The 12,536-nt window shown below is 69.3% G+C and carries 11 protein-coding genes and 1 tRNA gene; 10 read left to right on the forward strand and 2 right to left on the reverse strand.

Annotated elements, in window-relative coordinates; genetic code table 11:
- Positions 1-18: 18 nt before the first annotated feature.
- The 8 genes from ACFY1U_RS48885 (at position 19) to ACFY1U_RS48920 (ending at position 7,693) form a co-directional block, all read left to right on the forward strand.
- Complete coding sequence (locus ACFY1U_RS48885) at positions 19-1,464, forward strand: enoyl-CoA hydratase/isomerase family protein (RefSeq protein ID WP_390700569.1); 1,446 nt, start codon at positions 19-21, stop codon at positions 1,462-1,464.
- A 45-nt stretch (positions 1,465-1,509) separates the two neighbouring features.
- Complete coding sequence (gene pdhA, locus ACFY1U_RS48890; protein WP_390700570.1) at positions 1,510-2,634, forward strand: pyruvate dehydrogenase (acetyl-transferring) E1 component subunit alpha; 1,125 nt, start codon at positions 1,510-1,512, stop codon at positions 2,632-2,634.
- Between the two features lies 1 nt (position 2,635).
- Complete coding sequence (locus tag ACFY1U_RS48895) at positions 2,636-3,652, forward strand: alpha-ketoacid dehydrogenase subunit beta (protein WP_390700571.1); 1,017 nt, start codon at positions 2,636-2,638, stop codon at positions 3,650-3,652.
- Complete coding sequence (locus ACFY1U_RS48900; RefSeq protein WP_390700572.1) at positions 3,649-4,950, forward strand: dihydrolipoamide acetyltransferase family protein; 1,302 nt, start codon at positions 3,649-3,651, stop codon at positions 4,948-4,950. Before ACFY1U_RS48895 ends, ACFY1U_RS48900 begins: the two co-directional genes overlap by 4 nt.
- A 73-nt stretch (positions 4,951-5,023) precedes the next feature.
- Positions 5,024-6,106, forward strand: a complete 1,083-nt coding sequence (locus ACFY1U_RS48905) for a branched-chain amino acid aminotransferase (protein ID WP_390700573.1) — start codon at positions 5,024-5,026, stop codon at positions 6,104-6,106.
- 13 nt (positions 6,107-6,119) lie between these two features.
- Positions 6,120-6,371 carry a hypothetical protein gene (locus ACFY1U_RS48910; RefSeq protein WP_390700574.1) on the forward strand — a complete coding sequence of 84 codons (252 nt, stop codon included), beginning with the start codon at positions 6,120-6,122 and terminating at the stop codon, positions 6,369-6,371.
- A gap of 444 nt (positions 6,372-6,815) precedes the next feature.
- Positions 6,816-7,145 (forward strand): hypothetical protein, encoded by a 330-nt coding sequence (locus ACFY1U_RS48915; RefSeq protein ID WP_390700575.1) that lies wholly within the window; start codon positions 6,816-6,818, stop codon positions 7,143-7,145.
- 173 nt (positions 7,146-7,318) lie between these two features.
- Positions 7,319-7,693 carry a hypothetical protein gene (locus ACFY1U_RS48920; RefSeq protein ID WP_390700576.1) on the forward strand — a complete coding sequence of 125 codons (375 nt, stop codon included), beginning with the start codon at positions 7,319-7,321 and terminating at the stop codon, positions 7,691-7,693.
- Between the two features lie 158 nt (positions 7,694-7,851).
- Here the strand turns inward: ACFY1U_RS48920 and ACFY1U_RS48925 are convergent.
- Positions 7,852-7,929 (reverse strand) — tRNA-Met (locus ACFY1U_RS48925).
- 261 nt (positions 7,930-8,190) lie between these two features.
- On the opposite strand from ACFY1U_RS48925, the gene ACFY1U_RS48930 reads away from it, so the two are divergent.
- Positions 8,191-9,000: an SUKH-3 domain-containing protein gene (locus tag ACFY1U_RS48930; RefSeq protein WP_390700577.1), complete on the forward strand. Its 810-nt coding sequence runs from the start codon at positions 8,191-8,193 to the stop codon at positions 8,998-9,000.
- A 244-nt stretch (positions 9,001-9,244) separates the two neighbouring features.
- The gene (locus tag ACFY1U_RS48935; RefSeq protein ID WP_390700578.1) at positions 9,245-9,430 is read left to right on the forward strand and encodes a hypothetical protein; all 186 of its coding nucleotides are present in this window, start codon (positions 9,245-9,247) and stop codon (positions 9,428-9,430) included.
- A gap of 193 nt (positions 9,431-9,623) precedes the next feature.
- Here ACFY1U_RS48935 and ACFY1U_RS48940 read toward each other — a convergent pair whose 3' ends face one another.
- A complete protein-coding gene (locus tag ACFY1U_RS48940; RefSeq protein ID WP_390700579.1) occupies positions 9,624-12,182 on the reverse strand; it encodes a Helicase associated domain protein in 2,559 nt (852 codons plus the stop codon).
- Positions 12,183-12,536 lie beyond the last annotated feature (354 nt).

Here is a 12,536-nt window from a genome sequence, read left to right on the forward strand (position 1 = left end):
ATGAGGAGAAAACCCGGTATGGACACAGCCGTGTCAACCCGATCACCTGAGGCGCCGCAGCTGTCCGGCGCGATGGACAGCCGACTGCCCGCGTTCCCGCTGTTCCGCGGTGGCGCCGCAGCGGACGCGCGCCTGCTGAGCACCTACACCGAAGCCTGCGCCGAGTTGATTGCGGCCATGCCGCCGCGGGCCGATCGCTCTCCCGCCGAACGCGGCGACGTCGACCGGGTCGAGCAGGCCGCACGGCGCGCCCGGCGCGCCTTCCTCAAGGTGCACACCGGACACCTCTACGACGAGCTCACCGAAGGCCGCAACCGCCAGGTCCGCCTGGCCGAACTGGCGTTCACCGCGGCGGAGAACTACCCGGGCCTGGTCCCCACCCGCGCGCAGGTGTCCGCCGACCGCCGACTGCCGCAAGCCGAGAAGTCGGGCGGGGAAGTCGACCAGGGAATCCTCTTTGCGCACCTTCTCGACCGACGGGAGACGGGCGAACACCTCCTGCGGTCCATGCTGGCGCCGACCCCGCGCGCGCTCGACCTGCTCCCCGAGTTCCACAGGACCGGCCATGTGGACCTTGGCCAGGCGGTGATCCGCCGCGACGGCTTCGTGGCCGAGGTGACCATCTGCAATCAGGACGTCCTCAACGCGGAGGACGACGCGGTGGTCGAGGCCCTGGAGACGGCCGTCGACCTCGCCCTCCTCGACGACGCGGTGTCGGTGGGCGTGCTGCGCGGCAGCGTCCTGTCCCATCCCCGGTACAGCGGCCGACGCGCCTTCGGCGCCGGCATCAACCTCACCCACCTCTACACCGGGCAGATATCGTTCATCGACTTCATGCTCCGCCGTGAGCTGGGGTACATCCGCAAGCTGATCCACGGCCTGCACCACGGCCCGGCGGACGACCTGCTCCACCTACCGGGCGGCAAGCCGTGGGTGGGCGCCATCGACACCTTCGCCATCGGAGGCGCCACCCAGGTGGCACTGGTCCTCGACCGGGTGGTCGCCGGGACCGACGCCTACTTCTCGCTTCCCGCGCTCGCGGAGGGCATCATCCCCGGCGCGGCCAACCTGCGCCTCGGACGCGTGGTCGGGCGGCGCATGGCGGAGCGGCTGATCTTCTTCGGTGAGAAGGTCGCGGCCACCAACCCCGAGGCCCGGGAGCTGTGCGACGAGGTCGTCGCGCCGGAAGCGGTCGACGGGGCCGTGGCAGCGTCGACCGAGCGCCTCGCCGACCCCGCGGTTCCCGCCAACCGCCGCATGCTGCACCTGGCCGAGGAGTCCGACGACCTCTTCCGCACGTACATGAGCCGGTATGCCCTGGAGCAGTCGGCCCGGATGCACAGCCCCGACGTGGTGGCCAAGTTGGAGCGCACCTGGATCAACAGGAGGCCGGGCGGCGCGTTGGAGAGCGCGCGGCCCGAACGGGCCGGGGAAGCACCTGAGCCCGGCGCGGTCCGCCCGTAGGACATGCCCGGCCGCCCCTGAACCGTAGAGAAAGCGAGCATCCCCATGTCGATCACAGCCGACGCGTACCTCAACGGTCCGCGACCGGCGCCGGACGAACTGCTGCCCTCGGCCGTGCCGGTGCGGTTCGTCACCGAGGCGGGAACCGCGGCCGACGCGCCCTCGGGGTATGCCGCCCCCTCCGACGAAAGGCTGGGCGAGGCCTACCGCCGGATGGTCGTGGCACGGCGGTTCGACCAGCAGGCGAGCGCTCTGACCCGGCAGGGGCGGCTCGCCGTCTACCCGTCGAGCCGGGGGCAGGAAGCCTGTCAGGTCGCCGGGGTCCTGGCGCTGCGGCAGCAGGACTGGCTCTTCCCCACCTACCGCGACACGGCGGCCGTGGTGTCGCGCGGCGTGGACCCGGTGGACGTCCTGACCCTGCTGCGCGGTGACTGGCACTGCGGATACGACCCCGTGGCGACCCGGGTGGCGCCCCTGTGCACACCGCTGGCCACGCAGTTGCTGCACGCGGTCGGGATGGCGGACGCCCTGCGGCGCAAGGGCGAGGACGGCGTGGTGATGGCCTTCGTGGGGGACGGGGGAACGAGCGAGGGCGACTTCCACGAGGCGCTGAACTTCGCCGCGGTCTTCGGCGCCCCCGTGGTCTTCCTCATCCAGAACAACCAGTACGCGATCTCCGTACCGCTCACGGAGCAGACCGCGGCACCGGCCCTCGCGTACAAGGGAGTCGGATACGGGGTGCGCTCCGAGCAGGTCGACGGCAACGACCTGGTGGCCGTGCTGGCAGTGCTGGACGAGGCAGTGGAACATGCGCGCTCCGGGCACGGTCCCTTCCTCGTCGAGGCCCACACCTATCGTCTGGACGGCCACACCAACGCCGACGACCCGGGCCGCTACCGGGACGAGGAGGAGGTACGCCGGTGGGCCGGCGCGGACCCACTGCCCCGGCTCCAGACGTGGCTGCGGGCGCGCGGGACGCTGACCGATCAGGACATCGACGTAGCGCAGGCGGAAGCCGAGGCGCTGGCGGCGGACCTGCGGGCCAGGATCGAGCTGGACGGCCCGTCGGACGTGCTTGAGATGTTCGACCACGTCTATGCCCACCCGACACCCCAGCTGAAGGAGCAGCGGCGCTTGCTTGAGACCGAAGCAAAGGGCACGGAGGCCTGACGTGGGTACGGTGACGATGGCGCAGGCCCTCAACGCGGCGCTGCGGGACGCGCTGAGCGAAAACGACCGCGTGCTGACCTTCGGGGAAGACGTGGGCCGCCTCGGCGGTGTCTTCCGCATCACCGACGGACTGCGGGACGAATTCGGTGAGCAGCGCTGCTTCGACACGCCGCTGGCCGAGTCAGGGCTCGTGGGATTCGCGGTCGGCCTGGCCATGGGCGGGTTCCGACCGGTCGTAGAACTCCAGTTTGACGCCTTCGCGTATCCGGCGTTCGAGCAGATCGCCTCGCATGTGGCAAAGATGCGCAACCGCACCCGGGGGCGTGTGCCGCTGCCGATGGTGATCCGCGTTCCCTACGGCGGAGGGATCGGCGGCGTCGAGCACCACAGCGACTCTAGCGAGGCGTACTACGTCCACACCCCCGGCCTGAAGGTGGTCACGCCGGCCACGGTCGAGGATGCCTACTGGCTCTTGCGGGACGCGGTGCGCGACCCGGACCCGGTGGTGTTCCTGGAACCGAAGAAGTTGTACTGGTCCAAGGGGGACGCCGACCTGGCTTGGCGGGGCGCTGCGCCGACCGGGCGGGCGGTGATCCGGCGCCCAGGCCGGAACGCCACCCTGCTCGCGTACGGCCCCTCCGTTCCGGTCGCGCTCGACGCCGCGGCGGAGGCGGCACGGGACGGCATCGACGTCGAGGTGTTGGACCTGCGCACGCTGGTTCCCTTCGACGACGAGACGGTGACGGCGTCGGTGCGGCGAACGGGGCGCTGTGTGGTCGTCCAGGAGGCGCCGGGCTTCGCGGGCGTGGGTGCCGAGATCGTGGCGCGGGTGCAGGAGCGTTGCTTCCACTCGCTGGCGGCCCCGGTGGTACGGGTCGCCGGCTTTGACGTCCCGTACCCGCCGCCGAAGCTGGAGCACGCGTACCTGCCGGGAGTGGACCGGGTGCTGGACGCGATCCACCGGCTGCAGTTCGACGACCGGCCCGACACCCGGCACCTCGCACCGGAGGCCTCATGACAGCCGTGCGCGAGGCCAGGGTGTTCCGGCTGCCCGATCTCGGTGAAGGGTTGACCGAGGCGGAGATCGTCGCCTGGCGGGTGGCTCCGGGCGAACGCGTCGGAGTCGACCAGGTGGTCATCGAGGTCGAGACGGCCAAGGCCGTCGTCGAGGTGCCCGTGCCGTACGCCGGAACCGTGCTGGAATTGCACGCCGACGTCGGTGCCGTGCTCCCCGTGGGAGCCCCGCTGATCTCCGTGAGCGGCGCCGAGGCCACCGCGCCGACTGCGGAACAGCACGGCGAAGACGCCCCGGCCGGGAGCGGCAACGTCCTTGTCGGCTACGGGACGAGTCCGGCTGGTACCCGGCGCGGCCGTCGGGCCGGGGTGTCGGCCGCACCGACGGTAACAACGTCCTCCCGGGCCGAGGACCGCGGCACCGACCCGGCGGCCGCGCCGTTGGTGATCTCCCCGCTGGTCCGTGTACTGGCACGGCGACACGGCGTGGACCTGAGCACGGTCGTACCGAGCGGGGTGCACGGAGTGATCCTGCGCTGTGACGTCGAGCAGGCCATAGCGGCGAACGCACGGCCCGCCAAACGGCGCGCGACGGAGGCGGGAGGGGCCGCTGCCGACGAGCGCGTACCGCTGCGGGGCCTGCGCAGGGCCGTGGCGGAGAAGCTGGCCCGCAGCAGCGCGATCCCGCACGCCACCACCTGGGTCGACGTGGACGCCACCGTTCTGGTGGAGGCCAGAGAGGTCCTTCGGGCCGCCGATCCGACGCGGCAGATCGGCTTGCTGGCGTTGCTGGCCCGTTTCTGCATCGCGGGGCTCCGCAAATACCCGGAGCTCAACTCGACGGTGGACGTGGAACGCGGCGAGATCGTCCGCCTCTCCGACATTCACCTGGGCTTGGCCGCGCAGACCGAACGCGGCCTGATGGTGCCCGTCGTGCGTGAAGCCCACCGGAAGACGACGGCCGAACTGGCCGACGAACTCGCCACGCTGACCAGACTCGCACGCTCCGGCGGGCTGCCGCCGAAGGCCCTTACCGGCAGCACGTTCACGCTCAACAACTACGGCGTGTTCGGCGTCGACGGCTCGACGCCGCTCATCAACCACCCCGAGGCCGCGATCCTCGGCGTCGGCCGCATCGTCGACAAGCCTTGGGTGGTCGACGGCGCGCTCGCCGTGCGCAAGGTCGCCCAGCTCTCCCTCACTTTCGATCACCGGGTCTGCGACGGAGGCGTCGCCGGCGGCTTCCTGCGCTACGTCGCGGACTGTGTGGAACATCCTGCGGTGCTCTTGGCCGACGTCTGACCCTCCCCACCACCGCCGCTTCCGACCGTCCCCGGGACAGGTCTCGGCAGCCTGCCGACAAGAGGATTCGATCATGGTTTCATCGTTCCCACTGATGCGCACAGCCAGCCCGCTGCCCGATGACCAGCGTGCCGCCATCCTTGACGCACCCGGATTCGGCCTGCACTTCACCGATCACATGGCCTTCGCCAGCTGGACGGCGGAGGCCGGCTGGCACGATCGCAGGGTCCAGGCGCTCCAGCCGTTCTCCGTCCACCCCAGCGCGGCGGTGCTGCACTATGCCCAGGAAATCTTCGAGGGGCTGAAGGCGTACCGGCACGCTGACGGAAGCGTCTGGCTGTTCCGGCCCGAAAGCAACGCACGTCGCTTCAGGCGGTCCGCAGAGCGGATGAGGCTGCCGCAGCTGCCGGAGCAGGACTTCCTCGCGAGCATCGAAGCACTTGTCCGGGCCGACGAGCCGTGGGTACCGGTGGCCACGGGAGAGAAGAGTCTTTACCTCAGGCCGTTCATGTTCGCCGCAGAGGCATTCCTCGGCGTGCGACCGTCCAGGCGGGTCGTGTACTCGGTCATCGCCTGTCCCTCGCAGCCGTACTTCGCCCCCGGTGGTGTGAGCCTGTGGGTGAGCACCTCCTACACCCGCGCGGCCGCCGGCGGCACTGGCGCCGCAAAGTGCGGGGGCAACTACGGCGCGAGCCTGGCGGCCCAGGCCGAGGCGGAGCGACACGGCTGCGATCAGGTCCTCTACCTGGACGGCGTGGGCGAGGAGGCCTGTATCGAGGAGTCCGGCGCCATGAACCTCTTCCTCGTCACCGCCAGAGGCGAGCTGGTGACGCCGGCGCTCGGCACCATCCTTGCAGGGGTCACCCGCGACACCGTCCTGACGCTGGCCCCCGAGTTGGGCCTGACGCCGGTCGAGCGGGCCGTTCCCCTCGCGGAACTGCGCGCCGGGCTCGCCGACGGGACCGTGACGGAGGTGTTCGCGGCGGGTACCGCCGCGGTCATCACGCCAGTCACGGACATCAAGGCCGAAGGCTACGCATTCACGATCGGCGGAGGGGAGCCCGGCAAGGTGACGTCGGCGCTTCGTGAGCTGATACTGAACATCCAGTACGGGCGGGTCGCCGACACGCACGGCTGGCTGCGAAATGTCGTCTGACGGTCGGGATCCGATGGCAGCGTTGGTGCTCACCGCGTTCGGGCTTCTTGCCCTGAACTTCGGAGTCTTGCGGGCCATGGACTACCGGGGGATGGCGACCCGCCTTCACCACCTCCTGTCGGCGGAGCGCGATCAGCTGCCGCAGCGGCTGCGCCGGATAACACCGTCCCCGGCGCAGCCTGCCGCTCAACGCGCCACAGGAGCGCTGCTCACCGTCGTCGGATTGGTCTTCGCAGTCACCAGGGTGCGGGCCCTCATGCCGTAGCCTCCAACTCCACGGACCGGGGCAGCTCAGTTCTGCCTCCGGTCCGGCGAGCCCGTCGCCGTGCGGCTACGAGTTCGGCTGGACCTCGCTGGCTGGTCCGGGCAACCGTCCAATGCCGATGAGATACCGACGGGGCCAGACGTAGATCATCCGCGGGCAACTGCGAGACACAGAGGCCTCCTTGAGGAATTGAAACATCATCTGTCCAGCAAGATGGCTCCACCAGGACCAGGCCACTTCAGAACTTCCAGCAGGCCCGGAGTGGTTCACCGCCGCATGGTTGATCACCGTTCCACAACTCACCGTTCTGAAGCCTTGACCACCACATCGCCTACGTGGGTTCGGCGATATAGGACTCTCCGCCCATCTCGTCGGCGCTGGACCAGACAAGCGTCATGGAGAACCTTGAGGTGACTGCCAACCGACCCAAGTCCCTGGCCGGTCATGGCGACAAGTACCCGCACGGACAACCAGGCCGTGATGACGGCGGGTACAAGGCCCGAGAAACAGCTCACCGGAGTCCTGCGCAGCCGGCTGTCCGACGCCGTCCGCGGCCGCGCCCTGCTGCCCACCTGGTTCGTCATCGTGCTCGGATCAGCCCCGCCTGCGAGCGGCACCGAGCAGTGGCTCGATACCGCCACCCAGGTTCTGCTGCACCGCCTCACCTACGACGTCACCGACCAGGTCGCCGCCCTCGGCAGCAAACCCTCCGACGCCGACGGGCACCATCGGCAATGGTACGAGCAGCTGATCAAGGACCTGCGCCGCTGGTAGCAGTTCCGGCAGGGCAGTGGCCACATGGTCCTGCACCGACGCCGCTCCGTGCTTGTGCGATGGCGCAGGATGTACTTCAGGGGCCCGATGGACTCCGGTGCGGCCCTCTTGATGTGGCTGTTTGAGTGGGAGAGCGCGTTCGGTGCCTGACCTGCCTGCCCCGAGTTCGACGGGTGTTCGTTATCGCTGGTGACCGGTATCAGCGGCTGGTGGCGTGGCAGAGGTGTGTCACGGCGGTGCGGGATGCGGAGTTGCGGGCGCCGAATGCGGTGGTGGCGGTTGGGGTCGAGGTCGACGGCGTGGGAAACGTGGATGACGTCGTCCTGTACCGCAAGACGGCGCCGCACACTTACATGCAGGTCAAGTACGCCGCAGACAGTTCCACGGCCGGGCGCGGGAGCCGACAGGTGCTGGCTCACCTGGCCGCGCTGACGGGGGCCGAGCCCGGCACGCAGCGAGCTGCCCAGGCCGACTCCAGGGACCACCGAGCGCCCGGCCTGCTGCGACAGCTGCATCACGGCCAGCGACAACTGCGCATGGTCGGCTAGGCGCCAGCGGGCTTGTGCACGCCGCATCCTCGATGAGAGGCCGCCCGTTGAGGCGGTCAGGCATCCGCGGCCATGCCACACCGGCAGCGGGTGCGCCGGACCGGATACGGCTCCGGCCCCCTCCCTGGCGGCGGAATGCCGGGGGAGGGGGCCGGATGTGGTAGCGGGGGCGGGATTTGAACCACGCGACCTCTGGGTTATGAGCCCAGCGAGCTACCGAGCTGCTCCACCCCGCGTCGGTGCATTCACCGTATGCCATCCGGGAAGCGGCTGCAGGGATTTACCCGCACCCCGGTGTAGGTTCCCCGGTCGGCGTTAGCAGTGTCGGTCGATCTCTAGCAGTGGACTAGCAATCTTCCGGATCGCGTTAGCAGCACCTGCGGTCGGTGGTGGTCAGTCCTGGGAACGTCCCACCCTGCCGCCCCAGTGCACCCTGACCCACCGATTTCCTTGCCCAACGAGCCCTGCTTCGGAGAGCGGGATGCCAGGATGTCCGGGTGGTCAGCGCTGAAGAGTGGATTCGGGCCCGTGCCAGTCTGCGATTCGGGCAGAAGTTCCGGGGGACGGTGACGGCAGTCCCGAGACCGGGTGCGATCGGGATCTTTGTTGACATCGGTCTTCCTGTCAGCGGCTTCGTCGACGTCCTGCTTCTGCCGACGGATGCTGAGCGCTGGCCCTGCCAGGGAACAGAGGCCGAGTTCGAGGTCTGGTGGGCCGACGAGCGACCGCAGGTGCGACTCAAGCCGGTGGACCCGCGGTTCCTGCGTGACGACTTCGCCCGTTGGCAGGCGGGCTGGCGGCCTGGCTGGCCAGAAGACGTGTCGGTGGACAAGGCATGGGTCGATGCGGCGGCGACGTATCTACGGGGAACTGGCGTGATCGAGGAGACACTGTGCTCAGCAGGCTGGCGGCCGGGACGGCACGTCTCGACGGACCACTGGCGCAAGGCGCTCGAGAAGACCGGCCTGGTCCGCATGCACGTTGCCGCTGAAGCCTTCTTGGCGGAGTTCGGTGGCCTGGACGTCCAGGCCAGCGGCCCCGGGATCACCTGCGCCAAGACCCCTTTCAACTTCGACCCGGACAACCTGATCGGCGAGGAAGACCGCTTCGCCGACTGGAGTCGCACCATCGGGCGCGCCGTCTTCCCCCTCGGCGAACTTGATGAGGGCAGATTCTTCCTCGGCATCGACGAGAACAGCGAGATCTACCTGGTCGAGACCTGGCTGGCTACGTTCGGCGGCGCCCAGGAGGCGCTGGAGAAGCTCATCCTGGGCATCGCCCCGGAGCGGATCGAGACTGCCGACTGAACAGCGCCAGTCGGACCGGGCCCCACTCCACGATGCTCCCGGCGGGCCAGGCGAATTGCTAAAGATCAGCCGATCGACACACTGCTCATGCGACGCGGAATCCGCAGTCTCAGCAGGACCTCCTGCTAACGAAGCGGCCGAACCTACACTCGGCGCGGTTGCATGGAAAGCCGCTGACGCGTAAGGACCGGCGCCCCGTCCGTATGGTGTTCGAGACCTGCTGTGAGTGGAGAGGATCGGGTTCATGACGACAGCAGTGCGACGCTACGGCTTGACGTGGACCGACCCCGACGGCGCCGTCCAGGCGTCCGCCGGCGTCTTCGACAAGCAGGCCGCCAACCGGCGCCAACGCGCCCTCAAAGCCGCCGGATGCACACACGTAAAGGTCGTGAAGGTACACGTCGGGGAGCTTCCCCAACCCGCCCTCTGACCACGCGCACAGCTGACAGCTGTCCGGCATGACCATGACCCGCTGCAACACACCAGGCAATGGCCCAGGGCCCCCCACGAGACAGGGCCCGCTGTCGGTGCGCAACGGGCCCTCTGAAAGTCGCAGAAGAGCGCGGGGGACGGGCATCAACTGCGCCTCCTGTGCAACGCCAGCAGGCTCTGCGAGGTCACGCTCACCAGCGCATGCCCAACGCGTCCAGGTCGGCGCGGCGTTGTGGGCTGAGCTTGGCGGCGCGCCTGCGGGTGTTGTCGATCCAGGCTCCGAGCTTCACGATCGTCTCCTGGCCGTCCTCGCCGTCTCCGCCCACCCGGATCGTTTCGACGTGCTTGCGGGGCACCCGAAGATGGCCTTCACGCGTATGGAACTTTCGGGCCGCGGTGAGGTGAGTGACCCACCGCTCGTCCCGGCTACGCCGACCAGACCCCGCCGCTTCACCCCCACCCGCGGGGGCGACACCGATGCTCTCCAGCAGGAACCGCTGCGCCGGCACCAGCTGCTCCCATCCGGCCCGCTGCGCGCTGATCCAGGCTCCGAGGTCTTCGCCCTGGACGATGAGCTCACCTGCCGCCGCGGGCAGGGTACCGCCGGCGCGGACGTGGGCGAGAGCGAGCCGGTAACAGCGTTGCCAGGCCACGTCCCACCCTTGCGGGGCCCACCCGGGATCAATCTCGTCCAGTGCTTCCATACGCTCCTGCGACAGCTCCCCGGCGTACGAGAGGCCCGTTTCCCCGGCCTCGCGTCGTGCGGCGTTCTCACGGGTCTTACGGGCCGCTGCGCGCTGATTTTTGGCCCATACCCCGATCGGGAACCCGTCCCCGCCCCACACGGCAGTGGCCGGCGGCAGGAAGTGCCCGTGCGCGTCCGCGTACGACCGTGCCACGGCCAGCCCGGCCTCCCACGCGGAAGCCTGCACCGACCACACCATGCCCAGCGCCTCCAGCTCGGCCACCCGGCCGGCCTCGAGAGTGCCGGCCGCGTAGTAGCGGCGCTGATCAGCGATGAACACCCCCAGCGGATGGGAGCCGACCGCGCCCCAGTCCTTCGGGGTGACGTACACGTACGGCACCCGCAGCTCGGTGTTGCCAGTCTCGCGCAGCCACCGCGAAGCGGCTTCAATGCCACGCCGCCAGTAGGTGCCCTCGGGGTCGATGACCCGCAGCCGCACGAACTGGGCGAGCACGGCCGCGTCGCGCTCTTCGCTGAACCGCAGTACACCGGCCGCCGCCGCACCCACCCGCGCGAGGTCCCAGCCACGGCCGTCGTCCTCGACACCCTCCTCACCGCCGTCCAACTCGCCAGACACCTCGGCCTGTTCACCCGCCCAGGCGCTCTCGGGCCGGCCGCTGCGCACGCGGGGATCAGCGAGCCTCTCGATCGTCTCGGTGTCGTGCGCCCGCAGGGCTCCGAGGATCTTCGCGAGGGTGCCGTAGGCGTCCGAGGTCAGCAATTCGTTCGGACTCTCATCCGACCCGAGGAACACGGGAACGATCAGCGTGGCGATTTTTCCCGCCCCCGGCTCCATACGCAGCGCCCGCCCGACCATTTGCACGATATCGACCATGGACCCGCGTGCGTCCGCGAAAAGCACCGCATCACACTCAGCCGTATCCACCCCTTCTCCCAAAACCCGCACGGAGGACAACACCCGCAATTTCGCAGGCACATCCCGCCCCGCGAACTCCCTCCCGCCAAGGAAGTCGGAAGCGAACTCCTCCAACACCTGACGCCGCCGGGCCGGCGGGTGCTCGCCATAGAGCCAGCCCGCCCACACCTGCTCGGCCGGCGGGAAGGTATCGGGAGCGTCGGCGGCAAGTCGGCCGGCGACGGCCGGCAGGGCGGCGGCCATCGCCTCCGCCTCACTGACCCGACTGTGGAAGGACAACACGCGCCCTACCCGCTCCTCGACCGCAGCACGCATCAACCCGGCCTGCACCGCCACCAACCGGGCCCCCCGCACCACGTCGGAGCCAGCCGCGATCGTCTCCGTGGTGGCCAGCGCCGCGTGGAGCTCAGGGTCGCGGATGTCGAGGCACAGCACCTGATACGGCGCCACCAACCCCAACCGGATCGCCTCCGACAACTTCAACTTGTACGCCACCGGCCCGAACACGGGGGAGTCCTCATCCATCGAGGCCACCAGCCGCGGACGATCCCCCTCGGCCTCCCACACCCGCGCCGTCGCCGTCATATACAACCGCCGCACCGCCGGCACCTGCGCCTGGTCGTGCACGGCCGCCCACGGCCTGCCCGCATCCCCACTGGTGCGGTGCGCCTCGTCCACCACCATCAGGTCCCACACCGGCAACCCCGCCGCATGCGCCCGCTGCACCGTGCCCATACCGACCGAGGCGTACGTCGCGAACACCGTCACCGTCTCCGGCCCGGCCGTCCACGCCACCAACTCATCCGGATCCGTCGTACACGGCACACCCTGACTGTCCGCACCCCGCAGCGAACACACCCCGACCATCGCCCCATGCCGGCCGCCCCGACGCCACGCGGCCGCCATCTGCAGCAGCAGATCCAACGTCGGCACCAACACCAGCACCCTGCGCGCCGACAGACGGTTCGCCACCTCCACACCAATCAGAGTCTTCCCGGACCCGGTGGCGGCAATGACCTGAGCCCTCAACCCCTCAAGAGGAACTCCCTTACCCGACTGCTCCGAAAGACTCCGAAGCACCGAATCCACCGCCTCAACCTGATGCGGACGAAGACTCACACGCGCCATTCCACACCAAATTTCCCGCACCAATTCACTGGCACGCCTTGAGACGATTCAGTCCCCGGCCACGAGCAGGGGAGTCACTCAGCAATTATCCCAGAATCTATCTGCCCAACTAGAGTGACGCACGCGAGCTGCCAAGATGGTGGAAAGTGTTCGATCCTGAGGTTCGTGTAGTCACATTTGACGGAGCGTCAAGCGGGTAGGCACACCAGGGCTCCCAGGACCGCTCCCAGGGTCCCTGCACTACTTGACGCCCCGCCACTACCCCTATAGCTGGCGCTTTTAGCGGAACCGGGGCGCGGAGCGCACCGGTTCCGCCCGGGGACCGGCGGAGCCGGATCCCCGCAGAGGATCGCG

This window comes from Streptomyces sp. NPDC001351, assembly GCF_042896045.1.
GTDB lineage: Bacteria > Actinomycetota > Actinomycetes > Streptomycetales > Streptomycetaceae > Streptomyces.